The following is a 21,894-nucleotide window of genomic DNA, read 5'->3' as shown; positions in this document are numbered from 1 at the left end:
ATGCCTTCGGGGGGAGGACACGCATGAAGCTGAGCGAGCTCGCTGCGCACAGCGGCGTCAGCACGACGACTCTGAAGCACTGGATGCGGGTCGGCATCATGCCGGCCGGACGGCTGAAGAACGCCACGACCGCCGTCTACGAGCAGCGCCACGTCGATCGGGCGCGGCTGATCGTGGTGATGCGCGACGTGTACGGCGCGTCGACGGCGACCATACGCACGCTGACGGATCTCATCGACACCGAGGGCGCCTCACCGCTGGAGATCATGAACGCGTGCCAGGCGTTCGCGCTCGGAACACCGGCGGACCTGGCGGCCGACCCTGCCTACGTGCAGTACCGCGAACGCTCCCATGAGCTGATGCGCAGGCGGGACTGGCGCGGCTATCCGGGCGCGGCGGAGCGCGGTCTCGCGCATGCGCTTTCGCAGGCGGCGGAGGTCGGGCTGGATTACGACGTCGAGACGCTGATGGAGTACGCGGATGCCCTGGAGCCGTTCGCCGCGCGCAATGTGGCAGCACTCGGCCCGGACGGATCGCCCGACGTGGTCGCGCGTCGGATGCTGCTGGCAGTCAACGCGCGTGCGAGCCAGCTGGTCGCCGTGAGCAGCCTCGCGCACGCGGCAGCATCCATCCGCGCGGCGATCGAGCGCGGTGTCGCCCCGCCCGATCTTGCGATGCCGCCTGCTGTCGGGGGCGCGTAGCGCCTCAGGCGGAGTGGAAGACGGTGTGCAGGTCGCCGACCAGATCGCGGCCGCCGAGCCCGTCGATCTCGAAGAGCACGCCGATTCCGGCGACGGCGCAGCCGAGGCGCTCGACGAGCTGACGGCCCGCAGCGAGGGTGCCGCCGGTGGCGAGCACATCGTCGATGAGCAGGACGCGAGTTCCGGCCTCAAGGTCGTCGTGCATCTCGATCGTCGCGGTGCCGTACTCGAGCGCGTAGTCGACGGACGCCGCCGGTCGCGGCAGCTTGCCGGCCTTGCGAATCGGCACCAGACCCACTCCGGCCGCGATGGCCGCGGCGCCGGCGAGGATGAATCCGCGCGCTTCGATGCCGGCGACGACGTCGAAGGTGCCGGCGAACGGCTCGAGGAGAGCGTCGGTGGTGACGCGCAGCGCGCCGGCGTCGGCCAGAAGCGGGGTGATGTCGCGGAACAGGACGCCCGGTGCCGGGTAATCGGGGATCTCGCGGATCAGGGATTCGGCACGCGCCAGTTCGGGATTCACCTGTCAAGGGTATCCGAACACGAAGTCTGCGAGGATCTCGTGGGAGCGCTCCCATACCGGGTCGGAAAGATGTCACAATGGATCACATGACCCGTTCCTTCCCCGAGAACTTCCTCTTCGGTGCAGCCACGGCCGCTTACCAGATCGAGGGCGCCGCCTTCGAGGACGGTCGCACCGCATCCATCTGGGACGCCTTCGCGCGCGTGCCCGGAGCCGTCGTCGTCGCCGAGAACGGCGACGTCGCCTGCGATCACTACCACCGCTATGCGGCAGACGTCGCCCTGATGAAGGACCTCGGCCTGCAGACCTACCGCTTCTCGACGTCGTGGTCGCGGGTTCGTCCAGACGCGGGCCCGGTGAACCAGAAGGGCATCGACTTCTACAGTCGCCTGGTCGACGAGCTGCTCGCGGCCGACATCGTTCCCTGGCTGACCCTGCACCACTGGGACATGCCGCAGGCGCTCGAGGAACGCGGCGGCTGGACCAGCCGCGAAGTCGTCGACCGCTTCGTCGAGTACACCCTGAGCATGCACGACGCGCTCGGCGACCGGGTGCAGCACTGGACGACGCTGAACGAGCCATGGTGCTCGTCGTTCCTCTCCTATACGGCCGGCGTGCATGCACCGGGTCGCACCAGCATCCGCGACGGCCTGCTGGCCTCCCACCACCTGCTGCTCTCGCACGGCCGCGCCGTGCAGGCGCTGCGCGAGCGCGACGCCGACCTCGACCTCGGCATCACCCTGAATCTCACCGTGGCGGATGCCGCCGACCCGGGCGACCCGCGCGATGTCGACGCCGCTCGGCGCATCGACGGGCAGTTCAACCGCTGGTTCCTCGACCCGCTGTTCCGCGGCACCTATCCGGCCGACATCGTCCGCGATCTGCGCGATGTGGATGCCGATGCGGTGAGCGCATGGCAGGACGCCGTACTCGATGGCGACCTCGACGCGATCTCCACGCCGCTGGACGCCCTGGGCGTGAACTACTATCACGGCGAGCTGCTGTCCGGGCATCCGCAGCCGGGCGCCGAGGGCGACCCGCACCGCACCGAAGGGCTCGACGAGCGCGAGACTGCGTCGCCGTTCCCGGCGGACGCCGACATCCACTGGGTCGAGCGCGGGCTCCCGCGCACCGCGATGGGCTGGGAGGTGCAGCCCGACGGCCTCACCCGCATCCTGCGTCGCGTGGGGTCGGAGTACGCACCGGGCGTCGCCCTGTACGTCACCGAGAACGGCGTCGCCTACGACGACGTGCCGGATGCCGACGGGCAGGTGCACGACGCCGATCGGGCCGAGTTCGTGCGGGCGCACCTCGCCGCGACGCTGGATGCCATCGAGCAGGGCGCTGACGTGCGCGGCTACTTCTACTGGTCGCTGCTGGACAACTTCGAATGGGCGTGGGGCTATGCCAAGCGCTTCGGCATCGTCCGCGTGGACTACGAGACGCAGGAGCGCACGGTCAAGCAGAGCGGGCGGGAGTACGTTCGGATCATCGCCGCGCGAGCGATCTGACCCGACCGGGTCCCTGAGCCCGACCGGGTCCCTGCGTCTGACCGGGTCCCTGAGCCCGTCGAAAGGCCCGAACTCCAGAAGGACATATCGATGCCCCGCTCAACGATCGAAGAGGTCGCAGCCCTCGCCGGCGTCTCGCGCTCAACCGTGTCGCGTGTGGTGAACGGCTCGACGGCGGTCAGTCCCGAGGCGGCGACAGCGGTGCAGCAGGCGATCGCCAAGCTGAACTACTCCCCGAACCGTGCGGCGCGCTCGCTGGCCAGTCGGCAGACGCACGCGATCGGCCTCGTCGTTCCCGAAGACATCGCGAGGTTCTTCGGTGACCCGTTCCTGGCATCCGTCGTCGCGGGGATCAGCGCACGCTTCGCCGAGTCGGACTACATCCTCACTCTGCTGATCGCGAGTGAGGACCCGGGTGGCAAGATGACCCGCTTCGTGCGCAACGGCGGCGTGGACGGCGCGATCATCGTCTCGCACCACGCCAGCGACAAGTTCGTCAGCCGCATCGCCGAGTCCGTGCCCGTCGTCTTCGGCGGCCGTCCGACGCCCGAGCGCGAGAGCGACTACATCGTCGACGTCGACAACGCGGCCGCCGCGCGCGAGGCCACCGAGCACCTCATCGCGCTGGGACGGCGTCGCATCGCGACGATCACCGGCTCGCTGTCGATGCCTGTCAGCGTCGACCGCCGGGACGGCTTCGTCGCGACATTGTCGGATGCCGGACTCGAGCCGGCCGGGATCATCGACGGCGACTTCAGCGAGCGGGGTGGGGCGGATGCCATGCAGAGCCTGCTCGCGCAGGACGAGCGACCTGACGCCGTCTTCGTCGCCAGCGACCTGATGGCCCGCGGAGCCCTCGAGGTGCTCCGCACTGCTGGGCTGCGCGTGCCCGATGACATCGCGGTGATCGGATTCGACGATTCGACCGTCGCGGTGGCGACGGATCTGACCAGCGTGCGTCAGCCGATGTACTCGCAGGGCGAGCTGCTCGCCGGGATCATGATGGACGTGCTGGCCGGCCGGCACCCGGAGCGGCTGTCGATCCTGCCGACCGAGCTGGTCGTGCGAGGATCGGCGCCCTCGGTCACGCCCCCGGCCTGAGTGGCGCAATCGCACCCCGCAATTCATCGTTGAGGCATTGATCGCCTCAGCCGCCGAGCAGAGCGTCGATCCCGTCGGTCTCCAGGGTTCGGGCTGCGGCGATGTACGCATCTGTGAAGTCGGCGGACGCGCTCAGGGAGGCGAGCGTCGGCACAGCAGTGAGGAAGTCCCGGGCGTCGCCGGATGCCGCCGTGAGCAATGTGTTCGCCGAGTCGTCGTCGAGCCTGAACCTTTCGAGGCCGGCCTGCCTCGTGTACTCGCGCCAGCTGGCGATGAGCCGCGCTCCCGCCCGCGGGGTGGCGTGCGCGAAGATGCGGTCGGCGAGGGTGGGGACGATGAACTTCGGGACGCGACTCGAGGCATCGGTGCTGAGCCTGGCCAAAGTGTCCGCGACGGCGGGATTGGTGAATCGGCGGAAGAGCTCGTCGATGTATCCCGGCAGGTCGAATCCCTCCGGCACGGCGAGCGTGGGTGCCGCGTCGCGCTCCAGGTACTCGCGGACGAATGCAGCCAGCCGGGGATCGTTCAAGGCGTCGTGCACGTATACGTGCCCGGCGAGTTGCCCGACGTATGCGATGGCCTGGTGCCCGCCATTGAGCAGGCGGATCTTGATCGCCTCGTAGGGGTGCGCATCGGCGACGACCGTCGCGCCGGCTGCCGTCCAGTCCGGGCGACCCGTCGGAAAGTCGTCTTCGATGATCCACTGCTCGAACGGCTCGGCGGCCACCGGCCAGGCGTCATGAACGCCGAGGCGTTCGCGGACCCGCTCGATGTCGGCGTCGACGGTGACGGGCGTGATGCGGTCGACCATGGTGGACGGGAACGCCACGTGCGCGGCGATCCAATCGGCGAGATCCGCGTCCACCAGGCGTGCCACGGCCTCCACGCTGTGCCGGGCAACGGCGCCGTTGCCCGGCACGTTGTCACACGACAGGACGGTGAACGGCGGAATGCCGCGGCGCTGACGTTCGCGCAGGGCCGCGACGATCCAGCCGAACGCGGTGCGCGGGTTCGACAGTGCGCCGACCGTCTCCTCCTCGACGAGCGGGTCATCCATCGCCCGCTTGCCGGCGATCGGATCCTCGACGTAGCCACCCTCGGTGATCGTGAGCGAGACGATCCGCACACCGGGATCGATCAGCTGGGCGAGCACCGCTCCCGGATCGTCAGGTGCGTGGAGGAACCGGCGGACCGAGCCGATGACGCCGATCTCGTCGGTGCCGTCCGGATGGCGCAGGGTGAGGGTGTACAGGCCGTCCTGCTCGCTCAGGGCATCGCGCATGCGGGCGTCGCGCTCAAGGAGACCGACGCCGCAGATGCCCCAGTCGTCGGCGACGCCTGTCTGCAGCAGCCGATCGAGGTACATCGCCTGGTGTGCGCGGTGGAAGTTGCCGACACCGAAGTGGACGATGCCGATGCGGATGTCGTCATCGACGTACGACGGGCGGGAGACATCGGCGGGGAGGTCTGCCAGCACGGCTTTACTCAGTCGTTCCACGGCTCCGGCCTTTCAACGATCGACCGCGAAGGCATCGACGTGGCGGTCGATGTTGTCGTCGTGGTCGTCAGGGTCGACGTTGTCGAAGTCGACGATGGCGCCGTGTTCGATGAGGGTCGCACGCAATTCGCCGACGTCGATGTCAGGGATAGCGACGTCGTGGGCGATGGCTAGCGCCGCTGCCGTCCCCGCGCCCTGCCCCATCGCCATGCACGTCGCCATGACTCGCACCGAGCCGAAACCCGGACCGTCCGCGCTCAGGCATCGCCCCGCAGTGACCACGTTCACGCTGCCCCGCGGCACAAGGCAGCGGAACGGCACGTTGTACGGCCGACGCAGCAGGACGAACTCGTTCTGGTCGATGCTGTCGGTCTGATGGATGTCGATCGTGTGCGCACCCTTGGCGATGGTGTCCGGAAACGCCTTCGGGTGCAGCACGTCGTCCTGGGTGAGCTCGTACAGTCCCACGATGTGGTGGGTCTCGCGCACGCCGGTCTGGATGCCGGACTTGGCCAGCCAGGCGTTCCGGAATTCGGGGAACTCGCGGCGCATGACGTCGATGAGGGCGTGCATCTTCTCGCGCAGGCTCGTCTCGGTGCGCGTGAACCACTCGGGGTCACTCGCATCGGTGGGCTCGCGGAGCACATTGATGCTCACCATGCCGTCGCGGAAGAAGCGGTTGATCCACGGACCGCCGAACAGCGGCACTTCCCCGGCCACGTGAAGTTCTGCGAGACGCGCGCGGATGGACTCCGAGACGGGCAGGATGCCATCGACGGCATCCCCGAAGACGTAATCGAGCGCGCCGGTGTCGACGCCCCCGAGCTGGAACCAAAGAGTCGCCGGCTGCAGCACGTCACCCTTGGTGGTCGGCAGGCCCGCCGCGCGGACGACGTCGGCGTCTCCCGTGCAGTCGATCACGGTCTTGCACGCGTAGGCGACTCGACCGGCCTTGTTCTGCACGATGATGTGGCTCACGCGCCCGGCGGCGGTGATGACATCGGAGAACCAGCTGTGGAAGAGCAGGGTGACGCCGCTCTCGATCAGCATCCGCTGTGCGGCGAGCTTCATGATCTCGTCGTTGACCGGCCAGTTGCCGCTGTCGCGCTCGATCTCGGCGCCGCCGAGCTCGGCGGCGCGCTGCATGAGCTCGAGCGGGATGCCGCCGATGTGCTGCCGACCCGCGACGCGGAACTCGCTGATCGGTGTGACCAGGGCGCTCGTCGACATGCCCCCGACGAAGCCGTACCGCTCGATCAGCAGGGTGCGGGCGCCGCCGCGGGCCGCGGCAACGGCGGCGATGACTCCAGCGGGGCCTCCGCCGGCGACGATGACGTCGAAGTCGCCGACGACCGGGGTCGTTCTCGACGGCTCCGCCACATGCGTCGCGCTCTTCTCACTTGCCATGCTCCGGCCTCCAACATCCCGTGCGGTTGTGGCCGCAAGTATATTGATTTACTCAATGAGTTTCCACCAATGGCGTGACGTTTCCTTTGGCTCTCTGACTGCCTGAGACCGATGCGGCTTCATCGTTGACCTGACGGTAAGTAGTTCGTTATACTCGCGGCAATGGGCACCTGGCATCCTGCGGCCCGCATATCAAGGAGGATAGAAATGCGTTCCAGCACCCGAGTACCACTCGCTGTCGCCGCAGTCGCGGCCGCAAGCCTGGTGGTCGCCTGCAGCGCGACGAGTCCGGACACCGGCACATCAGGGGCCGACGACGTCGCGCTTCGGATGACGATCTGGTCAGCGAACCCCGATCACGTCTCGGTCTTCGAGACGCTCGGGGCGGAGTTCGCCGAGCAGAACCCTCGCGTGAAGAGCGTGAAGATCGAGAGCTTCAACCTCGCTGAACTCGACACGCTCGTCACCACGCAGATCTCCGCCGGCGATGCCCCTGACGTGAGCTGGCTCCCCGTCGAGAGCAGCGCCGAATACATCAAAGCCGGTGCGCTCGTCGACCTGAGCGAGACGATCGAGGCGACCGACGGCTTCGACTTCGACGACTTCATCCCGTCGCTGCTCGAGCGCTGGGAGGCTGACGACGCGCTCTACGGCATCCCGTTCTCCACGGGGCCGCTGATCATGTACTACAACAAGGATCTCTACAAGCAGGCCGGCGTCAAGGATCCGGGCCAGCTCATCGCCGAGGGCAACTGGACCTGGGACGAGTTCCGGGAGACGTCCAAGGAGCTGAACGGGGCACTCGGCATCCCGGGATACGCGCTCAACGACTTCGACTTCAAGAACTGGACGCGTCTGCTGCCCTACCTGAACGCCTACGGCGCATCTCCATGGAATGATGACGCGACGAAGTGCACCATCGACGCGCCCGAGGCGGTCGACGCGCTCTCCGTCTTCCACGGCATGACCTTCGACGACGGCTCAATGCCGGTGCCCGGCCAGCAGGTCGACTTCTGGGGTGGCGGGGTGGCAGCGACCTCGGCATTCCTCGGTTCCGCCGCGAACCTCAGCGAGGTGACCTTCGAGTGGGGCATCGCGCCCACACCTGCAGGCCCGGCGGGCGATGTCGTCGCGACCGGGCAGGCGTCCATCGTCGCGTTCGCCGCAGGCAACAACACGAAGGAAGCAGCCGAGCTCGTCGCATTCCTCGGTTCCAAGGAAGCGATGGCCGAGTACTCGGGGTTCTTCCCGCCGATCCGCGAAAGCGTGCTCACGCCCGAGGTCCTCACTCAGAACTCGGACGTTCTCACACCGGAGGCCGTGGTTCCGATCATCGAGGGCGTCAAGGAGAACGGCAAGGTTTTCCCCGTCACCGAGAGCAACGCGGCCGTCGCCGACGCGCTGAACTCGTCGCTCGACGAATACTTCTACCAGCCGGGAGCCGACGTGAAGCAGGCGCTCACGAGTGTCTGCAAGAACGTCGGATCGCTCCTGCCCTGACAAGGAACAGCACGCCACATGATGACAACGCAGCAGCGCGCTGCCGCTTCGGCGCCCGGAGAGATCCGGGCGCCGAAGCGCGGCAGCAGCAGACGAGCGCCCGGGAAGCGGCGCAGCGCGCTCCAGGCCGGTCGCAACATCTTCGGCTACGCACTCCTCGCGCCGCAGACGCTCGGAATGCTCGTGATCGGTATCGTCGCGATCGGCGGTGTCGTGCAGCTCAGCCTGACCCGCGTGAACGTGCTGGCCGGCACGCAGGACTTCGTCGGCGTCGACAACTACGCCCGCATCTTCAGCGACCCCGACATGGCGGTGGTGCTGTCGAACACATTCTTCTTCGTCGTGGTGCTGAGCGTCGGGGGCACGGTGCTGGCGCTCGCGCTCGCGCTGCTGCTGAATCAGAAGATCGCGGGGATCAACTTCTTCCGCGCCGCGATCTTCGTCCCCGCCCTCGTGACCACGGTCGCCTGGACGCTGGTGTGGGGCTTCATCCTCCAGCCCGGAGGTCTGCTGGACGGCATCGTCGGACTCGTCGGCGCCGGTCCCTTCCCCTGGCTTCGCGGTGAGTGGCTGACGCTCGCCGTGTTCGCGGTCATCCAGCTCACCAAGAACGTCGGCATCAACATGATGATCTTCCTCGCTGCGCTGCAAGCCGTGCCGCAGGAGCTTCTCGACGCGGCTCATGTCGACGGCGCGGGTCGCTGGACGCGGTTCCGCCACGTCGTGCTGCCCCAGATCTCCTCGGCGATCATCATGGTCTTCATGCTGATGGTCAGCGGGTCGTTCAAGGTCTTCGAACTCGTGCTCCTGCTCACCAATGGAGGTCCTGGGGTGCAGACGTCCGTGCTGGCCTTCGAGATCTACCGGCAGGCCTTCCGGCTCAACGACATCGGGTACGCATCCGCACTCTCGGTGTTCCTGTTCGTCCTGGTGATCGCCCTGATCGGCGTCATCTGGCAGTTCCGCAAGAGGATGGTGTTCCATGAGTCGGAGTGACGCGCTGCGCACGCGGACAATGCGCCGCATCCCGATGTACCTGCTGCTCAGCATCATCGCGCTGCTGTTCATCGGCCCCGTGCTGTGGATGGTGAGCGGATCGTTCAAGTCGATCGGTGAGATCCTGCAGTATCCGCCGAAGATCCTTCCCGAGGTCTTCCGCTGGGAGAACTACGCGCAGGTGTTCGCCCTGCAGCCGTTCGGCCGGCAGATCCTCAACTCGGCTCTGCTGATGGTGCTGATCTGCGCTCTCACGCTGCTGCTGGCGATCCCGGCCGGCTATGCCCTCGCCCGCGTCCGGCCGGCAGGCGCCGCGATCTTCTTCCTCATCCTGCTCAGCGGCGTCTTCATCCCGCCCGAGGCGGTGATCATTCCGCTGTTCCGAGCGGCTGCCGACATCGGATGGGTCGACACCTTCTATCCACTGGTGATCTTCACGTCCGTGCTGTCGACGGGGCCGGTAGCGATGTTCATCATGCGCCAGGCGTTCCTCACCCTCCCCGCGGAGTTCGAGGAGGCAGCGACGATCGACGGATCAAGCCGCATCCGCACGATGGTGCAGATCTTCCTGCCGCTGGTGCGTCCGTCGATCGCGTCGGCCGTCGTATTCACCGCATGGTTCAGCTGGAACCAGTTCCTCGAGCCACTCGTCTATCTGCGTTCGCAGGCCATGCTGACCGTTCCCGTGGCGCTCACCCTGTTCGAAGATCCGCTGGCGGGACCGCGCTGGAACGTGCAGATGGCGGCGACGACGCTGTCGGTGCTGCCTGTGCTGATCGTCTTCCTGCTGGCGCAGAAGCACGTCGTGTCCGGTCTCACGGCCGGCGGGCTCAAGTCGTAGCCGTCACGTCATAGACGGCGTCACGCCACCGCGGAAAGGAACTTCATGCCCGCCACATTCTCAGATCCGCTTCGACTGAACTACCTGCAGTACTCCGTGACGTCGACCAGGCAGCAGCTGGAGACCGTGATCCGGGTGCTCGAACCCGACGACCTTGAGAACGTCGAGAACCCGCGCATCGTCTACCTGCTGCCGTCGACGCCTGAACTGAGCCATCGCTCGGGTGACGGACTCGACGAGGCACTGCGGCACGACCTGCACAATCAGCACGGCCTTGTCTTCATCGCGCCGACCTACTCGGACTGGCCATGGATGACCGACCTGCCGGACCAGGCGATGTTCCAGCAGCTGATGTACTTCCTCGAGGAGGTCGTGCCGTTCATCGACAGCCGCTATCCGTCGCTGCTCCGGCTGCTGATCGGGTACAGCAAGGGCGGGTCGGCCGCATTGCAGATCCTGCTGCGCCACCCGGAGCAGTTCGCAGCCGCGGCCGCTTTCGATTCGCCCGTGATGAAGACACGTCCCGACCAGTGGGAGATGCCGTACTTCTGGCCGAACCCCGAGCACTTCGAGGAGTTCGCGATCCCCGGTCTCCTTCGGGCGCGCGGCGCCGAGCTCGGAGGCTCACCTCGAATCGCGCTGCTCGGATACGGCAACTTCGGCAAGAATGCGCCGGAATGGAGTCACGACCATCTGTCGGAGGCGCACGGGCTGCTGGACGAGCTCGGCATCCCGCACGTCTATGACAACGACCGATACCGTGCACATCGCTGGGATTCAGGGTGGCTGCCCGAAGCCGTCGACATACTCGCCCGGATGACGGATGGCGTTGCTCCGGCCCGCTAAGCGCTGTCCTCGTCTGCCGGCGGGGCACTCGACGCGCGGTGCACGATCCGTGTCGCGGGGGTGTCGAGAACGACCTCGCCCGCGGCTCGATCGCGGATCTGTTCCAGGAGCATCTCGACAGCCACCCGGCCGAGGTCGCCCAGCGGCATGGCGGCGACGGTGAGTGCCGGACTCAGGTGGGGCGCGAACCAGGTGTCGTGGATGCTGACCAGCGATACTTCGCGTCCGACCTGACGCCCTGATGCGATGACACCGGCGTGCACGCCCAGCGCACCGGTGGTCGAGACCACGACCAGCCCGGTGGCCGTTCCTCCACTGGCGTAATAGCGTTCCGTCACGGCGCGCGCGGTGTCCGCCTCCCACCCGCCGTTGATCGGCGGATGCGACGGCAGGTCCGCCCCGGCCATCGCCGAGAGGTAGCCCTGGTAGCGGCGCTCGGATGACGATCCCTCCGCGCCAACGAAGGCGATGCGTGTGTGTCCGAGCTCGATGAGGTGTCGGGTGGCCAGCGTCGCCGCGCCGGCGTCATCGAGACGCACGGTGCGGAAGCCGGGGAGCGCGTCGGAGTTGAACAGCACAGTGGGCATCGCGTTCGCGGCCTGCAGCGAGGAGTGCGCTTCCGTGTAGCCGCCCTGGATGAGCAGACCGTCAACCTTCCTGCCCTGCGCGAGGCGCCGCAGCGCATCGGGATGAGCGGCGAGGTCGGCGGCGTTCAGCAGGACGAGCGAGTATCCAGCGGCGGTCGCCGCCGCCTCCGCGTTCTCGACCATCTGCGCGTAGATCGGGTCGGTCACGTGATAGAGCGCGAAACCCAGCAGCCCGGTCTGCGCGCTGCGCAGGGCGCGCGCGGATGCGTGCGGGGTGTACTGCAGCATCTCGATCGCGGACTCCACTCGCTGGCGGGTCTCATCGCGGATCTTCAGCGTCGGATCGTCGTTGATGAGGCGCGACACCAGCCCAGGAGAGACTCCCGCGAGCTTCGCGACTTCCGATAGCCGCGCACTCTTCGTCACGTGCGTCTCCTCGCCAGCAGAACAGTTCCCAGGACCGTACCGCACCGGGATTCGGATCAATCGTACTGTGGGGTGCGCGCCTTCGGACAGCGGCGGCGCTGTGGCACGGTTGTGCCCCTTCACCAGGGTATCGGATCAGTAGGTATTTTGATTTACGGAATTCTGCGGACATATGGTGCGGACGAAGTATGCGCCGTTCAGCAGGTAACACCGCACGTATCGTATGCCCCGGCCATATCGATTTCTTCGTTGCGCTCGCCAACAGGATGACGTTATACCCGTCGTGTCGATGCGCCGCACCGACGGTCGGCCCGGCGCACCCGCGATCGGGGCAAACTGGTGGCATGGCATCCATCGATCTGAACTCCGACCTCGGCGAGAACACCGCCGAGCTGGTGGTGAGCGACGATGCGGCCATGCTCGAGATCGTGACCAGCGCGAACGTGTCGTGCGGAGTCCACGCCGGCAGCCCAGCGGGCATCCGCGACACGCTCTCCGCTGCCGTGGCCAATGGCGTGGTGGTCGGCGCGCATCCCTCGTATCACGATCGCGAGAACTTCGGGCGCACGCCGATGGAGCCGGATTCGGTGACGCTGCAGGTCGAGCTGGAGCAGCAGCTCGGCACGCTGATCGATCAAGCGCGCGCCGTCGGCGGAGCCGTCGCGTACGTCAAGCCGCACGGTGCGCTGTACAACATGATCGCCCGCGATGAGCGGCAGGCGGCAGTGGTGGTCGCCGCGATCCGGGCGATCGATCCGAGCCTGACGCTGCTGGGTCTCGCCGGCGGCGTCGTTCTGAGCATCGCCTCGCGGGCAGGCCTCACCGTGGCATCCGAGGCCTTCGCCGATCGCGCGTATCTGCCCGACGGCGCTCTCGTTCCGCGCACGCAGGATGGTGCCGTGCTGCACGCACCCGGCGCGGTCGCCGAGCGGATGCTGCGCTTCGCCGAGACCGGTCTGATCCGGGCCGTCGACGGAGCCGACGTGCGCGTCGATGCGCAGTCGATCTGCGTGCACGGCGACAGTGCGGGGTCGGTCGCGATGGCGGCGGGGATCCGGCGCATCCTGGAGGCGTCCGGCGTCACGATCGCCCCCTTCGCGGAGGCATGATGCGCATCCTGACGGCATCCGACCGCGCGCTTCTCGTCGAGGCGGCTGATCTCGACGAGGCGATGCGGCTCAACGCCGCCTGGCGCGACGTTCCGGGCGTCGTCGAGCGGGTGCCGGGCGCGCGCACCGTCCTGGTCCGCTTCGACCCGCAACGGGTATCTGCCGAGCGGCTCGCCGAGATGCTCGAGAACACGCCTGAGGATGCCGTCCATCGCGCCATCGGATCTGAGGTCACCGTGCCGGTGCGCTATGACGGAGATGATCTCACCGAGGTCGCCGGCATGCTCGGCATCTCAGCCGACGAGGTCATCGCCCGACACCTCGCCGCGCACTGGCGGGTCGCGTTCTCGGGCTTCGCACCCGGTTTCGGGTACGCCGTCGGCGACGACCCGCTCTTCGACGTGCCGCGCCGCTCCACGCCGCGCACTCGTGTGCCGGCCGGCGCCGTCGGCCTCGCCGGCGCCTTCACCGGGGTCTATCCGCGCTCCAGCCCCGGCGGCTGGCAGCTGATCGGGTATACGGATGCCGTGATGTGGGACGTCGACCGCGACCCGCCCGCACTGCTGGCGCCGGGAACGCGCGTGCGGTTCGTCCGCGCCGGATCGGATGCCATCGTCGCCGCGCCCTCATCGAAGATCCCGGACTCCACGGGCCGAGACCCGGCGGGGCATGCCGTCGAGGTCGTCCACCCGTCCCTGCAGCTGCTGGTGCAGGACCTCGGTCGTCCCGGCCACGCGGCGCTCGGCGTGTCAGCATCCGGTGCAGCCGACCGCATCGCGCTGCGCGACGCGAACCGCGCCGTCGGCAACGCTGCGGGCGCGGCAGTGCTCGAGAGCGTGGGCGCGGTGAGCCTGCGATTCCACGGCGACGGCGTCGCCGCCGTGACCGGCGCGGTGGGCGAGTGCACGATGACGGATGCCGCCGGCGGCGATCGCCCGATCGCGCACGGTATCCCGTTCGCCACTTACGACGGTGACGTGCTGACGCTCGGCGTCCCGAGGCAGGGGCTGCGCTACACGATCGCCGTGCGCGGTGGCATCCGGATGCCGGTGGCGCTGGGCAGCATGTCCACCGACACCCTCGGCGGGCTGGGGCCCGCACCGCTGACCGAAGGCGACCTCGTGCCTATCGGATCGGATGTCATCGATGCGGTCTACCCGTACCCGTGGCCGCGCGCGCTGCCGGCGTCCGGAGATCTCGTCGAGCTCGACATCACCCTCGGTCCCCGCGATGACTGGTTCACCGCGGCAGCGCTGAGAGTCCTCACCGCTCAGGAGTGGCTGCTCACGCAGCGAGCGGACCGCGTCGGCATCCGCCTGCTCGGCGACAAGCCGCTCCAGCGCGCCGTCGCGGGTGAGCTGCCCAGCGAGGGCGCGGTCACCGGGGCGATCCAGGTGCCGCCGGACGGGCAGCCCGTGCTGTTCCTCGCAGATCATCCGGTGACCGGCGGGTACCCGGTCGTCGGAGCGCTGACCGATGCCTGTCTCGACCTGGCGGGGCAGCTGCCCCCGGGGGCACGCGTGCGATTCCGGACCGGCGCGTCCGGGGCATCCGATCGACGGTGAGCCGGATTCGGGAGGAGGCGGATTCGGGAGGAGGGAGCTGCGCTCACCCCCTCCCGACGCTGCGTACGGTTTTCCCCCCGATACCGCAGCGCCGCTCCGCGGATGACGCCGAAAGGCCGCGAGAGCTGTTGATTGATGATCCAATCAGTCAAAACATATCATCCGTCGTGGACAATGGAGCGACCGAAGGAGGCAGGTGATGGCACGATCCGCGGCCCAGAACCGCGACGCGCGCGAGCGCTCGCAGGCCGCCATCCTCGAAGCCGCCTTCTCGGTGTTCGGAGAGAAGGGGTATCACGAGACCAGCCTCGCCGAGATCGCCCGCCGTGCCGGCGTGGCCCAAGGGCTGGTCAGCTACTACTTCCAAAGCAAGGAGCAGCTCGTCGGAGCCGTGCTCGATGCGTACTTCGCGAAGATGACCGCGGCTGACTTCGCAGACGCGAGCGTCGATGACCGCCTGCGCGCGCTGATCGACATGTCGCTGGTGAGTGCCGAGCGGTCCATGCCGCAGCAGCGCGTCACGCTCGGACTCTCCATTCTGCCGACGACCCACCGCATCTATGCAGACTCGGAGCAGCGCAGCCTCGACGCCGTTCTGGCTGCCGGCGCGATGATGCAGGAGCTGTTCCGCGAGCGGGGCGCCGAGGATCCCGCGCTTGAAGAGGCGATGCTGCGCAGCGTGCTCGAGGGCGTCATCGTCAAGCGCGCCGTGTACGGACGCACCTACCCACTGCAGGCCGCGCGCCGCTGGGTGCACCGGATGTACGGGCTCGGCGAACCTGCTGAAGCGCTGCCCCTCGTGGCATCCGACCTGCCGGAGATCGCGCTGCGCGCGAGCGACGCCTATCCCGACAGCTGAGATTCGCGGTCGGCGACGTCCGACTCCAAGGCGTGAAAGACCAGCATCCGCACCGCGGCGTCGATCGTCGCAGCCAGCACCTGCTCGGGATCGCCGTCCAGCGTGAGCAGGCGATGGCCGACGCGGGTGCGCGTCGCCCACCCGACGTAGACGGTGCCGGGCGGATGCCCGCCTTCCGCGTCCGGCCCTCCGACACCCGTCGTCGAGACGGTGAGATCGGCATCGAAGAGCTCTCTGGTGGCGCGGGCGAGCTGCTCCGCGCACGCAGCCGAGCACGGATCGGTGCCCGGTTCGAGTCCGAGAACCCGCTCCTTCACCTCGGTGAGGTACGCGACGATCCCGCCGCCGAACCATTCACCCGCGCCCTCGCCGGCGCCGATGGTCTCTGCGAGTGTTCCTGAGGTGAGCGATTCAGCCACCGCGATCCGGAGACCACGGGCGCGGGCGAGATCGCTGAGCTGGGCTACGTCGTGCATGCAACGCACACTATTGCCGGCAAGGCATGAGCGGGCGGGGCTTGACAGCGCATGCCCCGGTGACCATGGATGCCGATCACCGGGGCGCGTTCGCAGTCAGGCCTGTTCGCGGTCAGACCTGCTCGCGGTCAGATCTGCTCGCGGTCGGCCGGGTCGCCGCCGAGCGGACCGACGGCCTCGAGCGGCGCCGGGTCGTCGGCTCCGGTCTTGCGCAGACGGGCGATGAGATTGCCGAGGTGGTAGATCAGGATCGCACCGACCGTGGCGAGCACGATTCCGCCGAGCTGGAAACCCGAGTCGGGGTCGATGATCTGGAATCCGCCGACCGCGACGATCAAGCCGACTGCGGCGGTGTACTGGTTGACCGGACGCGAGAAGTCGACCCTGTTGTCGACCCAGATCTTGATGCCGATGACGCCGATCAGACCGTACAGCGCGGTCGTGACGCCACCGAGCACGCCGACCGGCACCGAGTTGATCACGGCGCCGAACTTGGGCGACATGCTCAGCAGGATCGCCGTGATGCCGGCGACCCAGTACGCGGCGGTGGAGTAGACGCGAGTGGATGCCATCACGCCGATGTTCTCGCCGTAGGTCGTCGTGCCGGAACCGCCGAAGAAGCCGGCCAGCGATGTCGAGATGCCGTCCGCGAGCAGCGCCTTGCCGGTCTGCTTGTTGATCGCCGGATCCTCCACCATCGTCGCCACCCCGCGCACGTGGCCGACGTTCTCGGCGATCAGCACGAGCACGACCGGCAGGAACATCGCCATCGCCGACCAGGTGTTCGGATCGACGAAGTCGGGGAAGTGGAAGGTCGGCAGGCCCACCCAGGCGGCCTGATCGACGGCGGTGAAGTCGAGCTCGCCGCGGAACGCCGCGAAGATGTAGCCCGCGATGACGCCGAGGAAGATCGAGATGCGGCCGAGGAACCCGCGGAACACCACGGCGAACAGGATCGTGATCGCCAGCGTGAAGGTCGCTGTGATCGGCGCCTGCTCGTAGTTGCCGCGCGCGGCACCGGCGAGGTTGAATCCGATCAGTGCGACGATCGTGCCCGCGAGCACAGGAGGCAGGAAGCGGTCGACCCACTTGACGCCGGCGATGTGCACGACGAGGCCGATGATGGCCAGCAGCACACCGACGGCGACGATGCCGGCGAGTGCCGAGCCCATGCCGGCGGTCGCGGTCGCGGCCGTCACCGGGGCGATGAAAGCGAACGACGAGCCGAGGTAGCTGGGCAGCTTGTTGCGCGTGACGAGCAGGAACAGGATCGTGCCGACACCGCTGAACAGCAGCGTGGTGGGCACCGGGAATCCGGTGAGGATCGGGACGAGGAACGTGGCGCCGAACATGGCGATGACGTGCTGCACGCCGATCGCGATCGTTGCTGGCCAGTTCAGGCGTTCCTCGGGGCGGACGACGGCTTCGGGCGCGACGGTGCGACCGTTGCCATGGATCTTCCACAGCGGCATTTCGGCTCCTCGGGTATCGGGGTCAGGGTCGGGGTTGACGAAACACTATCGGTTCGGCGTCGGATGCCCAGGGTAGAAAGATCGCAGGAAGGGTAGAATCTTGAGAATGAGCTTGAACATCAAGAACGAGAAGGTGCACGATCTCGTCCGTCAGCTCGCGGAACTGACCGGACAGAGCCAGACGAGCGCAGTCGAGGATGCGGTGCGCCGGCGGCTCGAGGAGGTCAGCGGTGCGCGTGAGGCGGAGATCGCACGGCGCCGCGGTGCTATCGACCGGATCGTCGCTCGCGCGCGTGACACGAGCTTCACGTGGGCGGACTACGAGAAGATCATCGACGACATGTATGACGAGAACGGGCTGCCGCGATGATCGTCGACTCGTCGGCGTTCGTGGCGGTGCTGTTGGATGAACCGGACGCGGCGTTGCTCCGAAGTGCGCTGGCGGCCGAGACCGTGAAGATCTCGGCCGCGACCCTGACGGAGTGCAGCATCGTGCTGCAGTCGAAGCCGGCGAGAGGGCTTGCAGACCGATTCGAAGAGCTGCTGCACTCCACGAATGCGAAAATCGTTCCCGTCGATGAACGAATCGCGCGAGGGGCGATCGATGCGCATCGTCGCTACGGCCGCGGTTCCGGGCATCCCGCGAAGCTGAACTACGGTGACTGCTTCAGCTACGCACTCGCCATCGCCCACGACGAGCCGCTGCTGTTCACGGGCGACGACTTCATCCACACCGACGTGCGCGTCGCGACCTCCGAGGTCTGAGAGGGATCAGCCGCGCAGCCGCTCGATCAGCTCGCGGTAGCGATCGGCGGTGCGCTCGACGACGTCGGCAGGCAGCGTCGGCGGCTCGCCCTGCTTGTCCCAATTGGCGGCCAGCCAATCGCGGACGATCTGCTTGTCGAAGCTCGCCATCCGCTCGTCCGGCGTCGTGCCGGTGCGCCACGCCTCGGCGTCCCAGTAGCGGGAGGAATCGCTGGTCAGCGCTTCGTCCGCCAGGCGCAGGACGCCATCTGCGTCCACGCCGAACTCGAACTTCGTGTCGGCGAGGATCAGCCCCTTCGCCTCGGCGATCTCGGCGGCGCGGCGGTAGATCTGCAGCGAGGTGTCGCGCAGTTCGGACGCGCGCTCGGCGCCGACCAGCTCGATCACCTTCTCGAAGGTGATGTTCTCGTCGTGCTCGCCCATCGGCGCCTTGTAGGCGGGGGTGAACAGCGGCTCGGGCAGACGGTCGCCGTTCTTCAGTCCGGCGGGCAGCGGGATGCCGCACACCGTGCCGCTGTCGACGTATTCGGCCCAGCCGGATCCGGTGAGGTAGCCGCGCACGACGCACTCGATAGGGAGCATCTGCAGTGCCATGGCGAGCATGGAGCGCCCGGCGACGGCATCCGGGATCTCGCCTTCGGCGATGTGGTTCGGCACATCGCTCAGCTCGCCGAACCACCACATGCTCAGTGTGGTGAGCAGCTCGCCCTTACTCGGGATGCCGGGGGAGAGCACGAAGTCGAAGGCGCTGACGCGGTCGGACGCCACGACGAGGATGCGCGTGTCGCCAGGGTCCTCCGACGCGTACAGGTCTCGCACCTTGCCCGAGTAGATGTGCCGCCAGCCGGGAATGATCTGTGCTTCGCTCACCAGGACATCATCCCACCTGCGTCAACCCGTGCCGGCGCAGATGAAGCGGCGGACGCCGCGCCTCCCCAGAGCGCGACGTCCGCCGCTGGTCCGTCAGTGGGCGTTCAGCACCGCCCACGCGATGAGGCTGTCGATGCGCCGCACGTCCGCGCCCTTGGCGAGCTTCACCTTGATGTGGCCGGCCTTCGTCCACAGCTCGAGTTCGGAGTTCCAGTCAAGGGTCCCGGCGTTCTCGGATGACCACATCAGGATCGAGCTGTACGGCAGCGAGTAGATCTCGACCTTCTTGCCAGTCATGCCCTGCGCGTCGCGCACGATGAGGCGCTTGGTGGTGAACGTCGCCGAGTCGCGGAACGTCTTGAACGAAGTCACCGCCTGCTCGCCCTGCGTGAGCATGGACTGCACGTCGGCGGGGACAGGGATCTCCTGCTGGAGGGTCCAGCTGAGGATGGCTCCGGTTTCCATTCGTTTCTTCTCTCTTCGAGGCGCAGGTGGTCTGCGGGGCGGGTGGTCAGCCGTCGAGGTGTGCCATGGCGTAGTCGGCCTCGGCGGCAGTGAACTTCTCGCCGTACTCGCTGACGAGCTGATCCCGGATCGCGGCGGGCGACATGTCCATGAGGTCGCGGTAGTCCTTCGCCTTGGCGAGTGCGTTCGCGTTCCAGTCGGCTTCGACGTTGTCGACAGCGTATTGCGCGGCCTCGGCACTGAACTTCTCGCCGTACTGGCTCGTGAGCTGGTCGTAGATGCCCGCCTTGCTCATGTGCATGAGATCCGCGTAGGTTCCCGCCTTGTTCAGTGCCGACGTGTACTCGGCGGGAACCGCCGGTTCGGCCGGCGCCGGCTCTTCCGCGGGCTCCTCGGCGGGCTTCTCGGCTTTCGCGGCGGGCTCTTCAGCCTCCGGCTCTTCGGCCTCCGCGACCGGCGCCTCGGACGACACGATGGTCGCCGGCTTGCCGGAAGCGGCATCGTCTGCGGCGCCGCCTCCACCGACCGCCCCGCTGATGAGGCTGATGAGCACAAGCGCTCCGGTGATGATCCAGGCGATCTTGCGATGCTTCTGGTACCCGGCGAGGCGCCTGCCCCCTGCGTCCCGCGTGGCGCCGGCGAGCACCATGACGATGTCGACGACAACCCAGATGCCGGCTCCTCCGAGCGTCACCAGCTTCAGGATGCCCGTGCCGACCTTGCCGAGATAGAAGCGGTCAACGCCGAAGAAGCCGAGCAGCATCGCGAACACCCAGGTCAGCACGAACGACCTGTCGCCATCCCCGGGCTGCGCGGATCCCGGTGCGAGCATGCCGACCGGCGGCGGAACGGGCCCGCCGGCCGGTGGCGGGGGCGTGACGGCCGCTGCGGGCGGAGTGGGGGCTCCCGTCGGCAGCGGGGGCGGAGTGGGGGTGCTGTTGTCGAAGCTCATGCGATGTCCTCGGGTCGGTGGCGATGTCCGTCCATCGTCGCGAGAGGCGGCGGTTCTCCGGATCGGCTGAGCGGCCCCACCTGCCTCCGCCGTTCGGCGGAGACGGGTGCAGTCGGACGGCCGACGTGCAAAGTCCGACCTGCGCCCTAGGCTCGGGTCGTGGCATCCTCGAACACCCTCCCGGCGCACGTGCCCGCCGCTGCGCCGCGGCGACGTCTTCGCGGTACGACGATCTCGATCGCGCTCTTCATCGCGGGCACGCTGTTCGAGACCATCGCGCTGGTCAACATCCCCGGCGCGGTCATCCTGCCGTCAACGCGTGCGGGCAGCGCCCAGCTCACGGATCTCGGCACGGCGCTGTTCCTTGTCGCGATCGCCGCCTGGGTGACGGTCTTCTGGCGCCTGCGACGGCCGCTGCTCGCGCTCATCGCCGGCGGCGTACTCGCGGCGATCGGCTTCTCGTACGTGCTGCTGCTCATCGGCGCCGTCGGCTGCGCACGACGGCGGCCGGAGCACATCAGGGTGCTCGGCGCGATCGTCGGCGTGGCCGTGGGACTGTTCGCGCTGCGGGAGGCGACCACGAGCTGGGGCGCTGCTCTGCCGTGGCTCTTCGCGCCGCACCCCGACGCGCAGTACGAGCCGATCTGGATCGCGGCGTCCTTCATCTGGGCGGCGCTCTCGCTAGCGGCGGCCGCCGGTGTCGTGATCGTCTCCCGCAGCAGGGCACGGGCCGAGCGCAGCGACGAGCGCGCCGCAGCCGAGCACCGCAGGGCGGATGAGCTCACCGAGCAGATGGTGCGCCAGGCGGAGCGTGAGCGGATCGCCCGCGACATGCACGACGCCCTCGCGCATCGGCTGTCGGTCGTGTCGCTGCACGCCGGAGCGCTGGAAGTGGCCTCCGCCGACAGCGACACCGCGCAGATGGTGCACACCGTGCGGGAGCAGGCCCGCGCCGCGCTGCAGGACATGCGCGGGCTCATCGGGGATCTGCGCACCGGCCCCGGGCAGCCCCCGTCGGCGCCCGCCACGATGCGGGCGATCGGTGCGCTCCTGACAGACCTGCGCGCGGCCCGAGTCCCGATCACCGCGCATGTCGTCCTCGAATCTCCCGAGCGCGCCTCGGCCATGCTCGACGGCGCGGTCTACCGCATCGTGCAGGAGGCGATGACGAACGCCTTGAAGCATGCATCCGGAGCCCCGGTGGACCTCTTCCTGCAGGCGGATCCGGCGAGCGGCGTGCGGATCCGCGTGGTGAACCCGCTGCGGCCGGGTGCGGCCTCGGCGCCGGGCGGCGGGCACGGGGCGCTCGGCATCCGCGAGCGCGCGAGTGCACTCGAGGGCACGGCATGGATCGGCCCGCACGACGGGTCGTTCATCGTGGACGTGACGCTGCCCTGGGTGGAGCACGGCTGACGGCGCAGCGC

At 68.1% G+C, this 21,894-nt stretch carries 22 protein-coding genes; 13 read left to right on the top strand and 9 right to left on the bottom strand.

Annotated features, from left to right (window positions below; genetic code table 11):
- Positions 1-23: 23 nt before the first annotated feature.
- Positions 24-701 carry a MerR family transcriptional regulator gene (locus ACQUSX_RS08075; protein WP_428906428.1) on the top strand — a complete coding sequence of 226 codons (678 nt, stop codon included), beginning with the start codon at positions 24-26 and terminating at the stop codon, positions 699-701.
- Positions 702-705: 4 nt separating this feature from the next.
- Here the strand turns inward: ACQUSX_RS08075 and ACQUSX_RS08070 are convergent, their stop codons facing one another.
- A complete protein-coding gene (locus tag ACQUSX_RS08070; protein WP_428906427.1) occupies positions 706-1,224 on the bottom strand; it encodes an adenine phosphoribosyltransferase in 519 nt (172 codons plus the stop codon).
- Positions 1,225-1,310: 86 nt separating this feature from the next.
- Here ACQUSX_RS08070 and ACQUSX_RS08065 point away from each other — a divergent pair, with 86 nt between their 5' ends.
- Together ACQUSX_RS08065 and ACQUSX_RS08060 are read left to right on the top strand one after the other, a co-directional pair.
- Entirely contained in the window at positions 1,311-2,735 is a 1,425-nt protein-coding gene (locus ACQUSX_RS08065; protein ID WP_428906426.1) for a glycoside hydrolase family 1 protein, read from the top strand.
- Positions 2,736-2,825: 90 nt separating this feature from the next.
- Complete coding sequence (locus ACQUSX_RS08060) at positions 2,826-3,836, top strand: LacI family DNA-binding transcriptional regulator (RefSeq protein ID WP_428906425.1); 1,011 nt, start codon at positions 2,826-2,828, stop codon at positions 3,834-3,836.
- 46 nt (positions 3,837-3,882) lie between these two features.
- On the opposite strand, the gene ACQUSX_RS08055 is transcribed toward ACQUSX_RS08060, so the two are convergent.
- Together ACQUSX_RS08055 and ACQUSX_RS08050 are read right to left on the bottom strand one after the other, a co-directional pair.
- A complete protein-coding gene (locus tag ACQUSX_RS08055) occupies positions 3,883-5,334 on the bottom strand; it encodes a mannitol dehydrogenase family protein (protein WP_428906424.1) in 1,452 nt (483 codons plus the stop codon).
- Positions 5,335-5,346: 12 nt separating this feature from the next.
- Positions 5,347-6,741: an FAD-dependent oxidoreductase gene (locus ACQUSX_RS08050; RefSeq protein WP_428906423.1), complete on the bottom strand. Its 1,395-nt coding sequence runs from the start codon at positions 6,739-6,741 to the stop codon at positions 5,347-5,349.
- A 207-nt stretch (positions 6,742-6,948) separates the two neighbouring features.
- Here ACQUSX_RS08050 and ACQUSX_RS08045 point away from each other — a divergent pair, with 207 nt between their 5' ends.
- Genes ACQUSX_RS08045 through ACQUSX_RS08030 form a run of 4 tightly spaced genes read left to right on the top strand, consistent with a single transcriptional unit; the run spans position 6,949 to position 10,924 of the window.
- Complete coding sequence (locus ACQUSX_RS08045) at positions 6,949-8,241, top strand: ABC transporter substrate-binding protein (RefSeq protein ID WP_428906422.1); 1,293 nt, start codon at positions 6,949-6,951, stop codon at positions 8,239-8,241.
- 18 nt (positions 8,242-8,259) lie between these two features.
- Complete coding sequence (locus tag ACQUSX_RS08040) at positions 8,260-9,237, top strand: carbohydrate ABC transporter permease (RefSeq protein ID WP_428906421.1); 978 nt, start codon at positions 8,260-8,262, stop codon at positions 9,235-9,237.
- A complete protein-coding gene (locus ACQUSX_RS08035) occupies positions 9,224-10,078 on the top strand; it encodes a carbohydrate ABC transporter permease (protein ID WP_428906420.1) in 855 nt (284 codons plus the stop codon). Before ACQUSX_RS08040 ends, ACQUSX_RS08035 begins: the two co-directional genes overlap by 14 nt.
- A 45-nt stretch (positions 10,079-10,123) precedes the next feature.
- Positions 10,124-10,924 carry an alpha/beta hydrolase-fold protein gene (locus ACQUSX_RS08030; RefSeq protein WP_428906419.1) on the top strand — a complete coding sequence of 267 codons (801 nt, stop codon included), beginning with the start codon at positions 10,124-10,126 and terminating at the stop codon, positions 10,922-10,924.
- Here ACQUSX_RS08030 and ACQUSX_RS08025 read toward each other — a convergent pair.
- Positions 10,921-11,937 carry a LacI family DNA-binding transcriptional regulator gene (locus tag ACQUSX_RS08025; protein WP_428906418.1) on the bottom strand — a complete coding sequence of 339 codons (1,017 nt, stop codon included), beginning with the start codon at positions 11,935-11,937 and terminating at the stop codon, positions 10,921-10,923. The two genes, ACQUSX_RS08030 and ACQUSX_RS08025, sit on opposite strands and share 4 nt — an antisense overlap.
- A 344-nt stretch (positions 11,938-12,281) precedes the next feature.
- Here ACQUSX_RS08025 and ACQUSX_RS08020 point away from each other — a divergent pair, with 344 nt between their 5' ends.
- The 3 genes from ACQUSX_RS08020 (at position 12,282) to ACQUSX_RS08010 (ending at position 15,470) form a co-directional block, all read left to right on the top strand.
- Positions 12,282-13,046, top strand: coding sequence for a LamB/YcsF family protein (locus ACQUSX_RS08020; RefSeq protein ID WP_428906417.1), 765 nt, complete (start codon positions 12,282-12,284; stop codon positions 13,044-13,046).
- Positions 13,046-14,611: a 5-oxoprolinase subunit B/C family protein gene (locus tag ACQUSX_RS08015; RefSeq protein ID WP_428906416.1), complete on the top strand. Its 1,566-nt coding sequence runs from the start codon at positions 13,046-13,048 to the stop codon at positions 14,609-14,611. The genes ACQUSX_RS08020 and ACQUSX_RS08015 overlap by 1 nt, the downstream gene beginning before the upstream one ends.
- A gap of 199 nt (positions 14,612-14,810) precedes the next feature.
- A complete protein-coding gene (locus tag ACQUSX_RS08010) occupies positions 14,811-15,470 on the top strand; it encodes a TetR/AcrR family transcriptional regulator (protein WP_428906415.1) in 660 nt (219 codons plus the stop codon).
- On the opposite strand, the gene ACQUSX_RS08005 is transcribed toward ACQUSX_RS08010, so the two are convergent.
- Both ACQUSX_RS08005 and ACQUSX_RS08000 read right to left on the bottom strand, forming a co-directional pair.
- Positions 15,455-15,946 carry a CinA family protein gene (locus tag ACQUSX_RS08005; protein ID WP_428906414.1) on the bottom strand — a complete coding sequence of 164 codons (492 nt, stop codon included), beginning with the start codon at positions 15,944-15,946 and terminating at the stop codon, positions 15,455-15,457. The two genes, ACQUSX_RS08010 and ACQUSX_RS08005, sit on opposite strands and share 16 nt — an antisense overlap.
- A 128-nt stretch (positions 15,947-16,074) precedes the next feature.
- Positions 16,075-17,418, bottom strand: coding sequence for a uracil-xanthine permease family protein (locus ACQUSX_RS08000; protein ID WP_428906413.1), 1,344 nt, complete (start codon positions 17,416-17,418; stop codon positions 16,075-16,077).
- A 106-nt stretch (positions 17,419-17,524) separates the two neighbouring features.
- Between ACQUSX_RS08000 and ACQUSX_RS07995 the strand changes: the two genes are divergently transcribed.
- Both ACQUSX_RS07995 and ACQUSX_RS07990 read left to right on the top strand, forming a co-directional pair.
- The gene (locus ACQUSX_RS07995) at positions 17,525-17,788 is read left to right on the top strand and encodes a type II toxin-antitoxin system VapB family antitoxin (RefSeq protein ID WP_428906412.1); all 264 of its coding nucleotides are present in this window, start codon (positions 17,525-17,527) and stop codon (positions 17,786-17,788) included.
- Entirely contained in the window at positions 17,785-18,183 is a 399-nt protein-coding gene (locus ACQUSX_RS07990; protein WP_428906411.1) for a type II toxin-antitoxin system VapC family toxin, read from the top strand. The genes ACQUSX_RS07995 and ACQUSX_RS07990 overlap by 4 nt, the downstream gene beginning before the upstream one ends.
- 6 nt (positions 18,184-18,189) lie before the next feature.
- Here the strand turns inward: ACQUSX_RS07990 and ACQUSX_RS07985 are convergent, their stop codons facing one another.
- From ACQUSX_RS07985 to ACQUSX_RS07975, 3 genes are all read right to left on the bottom strand, one after another.
- Entirely contained in the window at positions 18,190-19,053 is an 864-nt protein-coding gene (locus tag ACQUSX_RS07985; protein WP_428906410.1) for a phosphoribosylaminoimidazolesuccinocarboxamide synthase, read from the bottom strand.
- Positions 19,054-19,146: 93 nt separating this feature from the next.
- Positions 19,147-19,518 (bottom strand): PH domain-containing protein, encoded by a 372-nt coding sequence (locus ACQUSX_RS07980; RefSeq protein WP_428906409.1) that lies wholly within the window; start codon positions 19,516-19,518, stop codon positions 19,147-19,149.
- Positions 19,519-19,564: 46 nt separating this feature from the next.
- Positions 19,565-20,470 (bottom strand): Ltp family lipoprotein, encoded by a 906-nt coding sequence (locus ACQUSX_RS07975; RefSeq protein ID WP_428906408.1) that lies wholly within the window; start codon positions 20,468-20,470, stop codon positions 19,565-19,567.
- A 159-nt stretch (positions 20,471-20,629) separates the two neighbouring features.
- On the opposite strand from ACQUSX_RS07975, the gene ACQUSX_RS07970 reads away from it, so the two are divergent.
- Complete coding sequence (locus ACQUSX_RS07970) at positions 20,630-21,883, top strand: sensor histidine kinase (protein WP_428906407.1); 1,254 nt, start codon at positions 20,630-20,632, stop codon at positions 21,881-21,883.
- Positions 21,884-21,894 lie beyond the last annotated feature (11 nt).

The organism is Microbacterium alcoholitolerans, from assembly GCF_050408615.1.
Lineage (GTDB): Bacteria > Actinomycetota > Actinomycetes > Actinomycetales > Microbacteriaceae > Microbacterium.
Note: the sequence above shows the minus strand (reverse complement) of the source record. Positions and strands in the feature narration are given on the sequence as shown.

What these genes read in the sequence shown, in the direction of transcription:
- ACQUSX_RS08075 (WP_428906428.1), top strand. Translation starts at nt 24, where the DNA reads ATGAAGCTGAGCGAGCTCGCTGCGCACAGCGGCGTCAGCACGACGACT.
- ACQUSX_RS08065 (WP_428906426.1), top strand. Translation starts at nt 1,311, where the DNA reads ATGACCCGTTCCTTCCCCGAGAACTTCCTCTTCGGTGCAGCCACGGCC.
- ACQUSX_RS08060 (WP_428906425.1), top strand. Translation starts at nt 2,826, where the DNA reads ATGCCCCGCTCAACGATCGAAGAGGTCGCAGCCCTCGCCGGCGTCTCG.
- ACQUSX_RS08050 (WP_428906423.1), bottom strand. Translation starts at nt 6,741, where the DNA reads ATGGCAAGTGAGAAGAGCGCGACGCATGTGGCGGAGCCGTCGAGAACG.
- ACQUSX_RS08045 (WP_428906422.1), top strand. Translation starts at nt 6,949, where the DNA reads ATGCGTTCCAGCACCCGAGTACCACTCGCTGTCGCCGCAGTCGCGGCC.
- ACQUSX_RS08040 (WP_428906421.1), top strand. Translation starts at nt 8,260, where the DNA reads ATGATGACAACGCAGCAGCGCGCTGCCGCTTCGGCGCCCGGAGAGATC.
- ACQUSX_RS08035 (WP_428906420.1), top strand. Translation starts at nt 9,224, where the DNA reads ATGAGTCGGAGTGACGCGCTGCGCACGCGGACAATGCGCCGCATCCCG.
- ACQUSX_RS08030 (WP_428906419.1), top strand. Translation starts at nt 10,124, where the DNA reads ATGCCCGCCACATTCTCAGATCCGCTTCGACTGAACTACCTGCAGTAC.
- ACQUSX_RS08020 (WP_428906417.1), top strand. Translation starts at nt 12,282, where the DNA reads ATGGCATCCATCGATCTGAACTCCGACCTCGGCGAGAACACCGCCGAG.
- ACQUSX_RS08015 (WP_428906416.1), top strand. Translation starts at nt 13,046, where the DNA reads ATGCGCATCCTGACGGCATCCGACCGCGCGCTTCTCGTCGAGGCGGCT.
- ACQUSX_RS08010 (WP_428906415.1), top strand. Translation starts at nt 14,811, where the DNA reads ATGGCACGATCCGCGGCCCAGAACCGCGACGCGCGCGAGCGCTCGCAG.
- ACQUSX_RS08005 (WP_428906414.1), bottom strand. Translation starts at nt 15,946, where the DNA reads ATGCACGACGTAGCCCAGCTCAGCGATCTCGCCCGCGCCCGTGGTCTC.
- ACQUSX_RS08000 (WP_428906413.1), bottom strand. Translation starts at nt 17,418, where the DNA reads ATGCCGCTGTGGAAGATCCATGGCAACGGTCGCACCGTCGCGCCCGAA.
- ACQUSX_RS07995 (WP_428906412.1), top strand. Translation starts at nt 17,525, where the DNA reads ATGAGCTTGAACATCAAGAACGAGAAGGTGCACGATCTCGTCCGTCAG.
- ACQUSX_RS07990 (WP_428906411.1), top strand. Translation starts at nt 17,785, where the DNA reads ATGATCGTCGACTCGTCGGCGTTCGTGGCGGTGCTGTTGGATGAACCG.
- ACQUSX_RS07980 (WP_428906409.1), bottom strand. Translation starts at nt 19,518, where the DNA reads ATGGAAACCGGAGCCATCCTCAGCTGGACCCTCCAGCAGGAGATCCCT.
- ACQUSX_RS07975 (WP_428906408.1), bottom strand. Translation starts at nt 20,470, where the DNA reads ATGAGCTTCGACAACAGCACCCCCACTCCGCCCCCGCTGCCGACGGGA.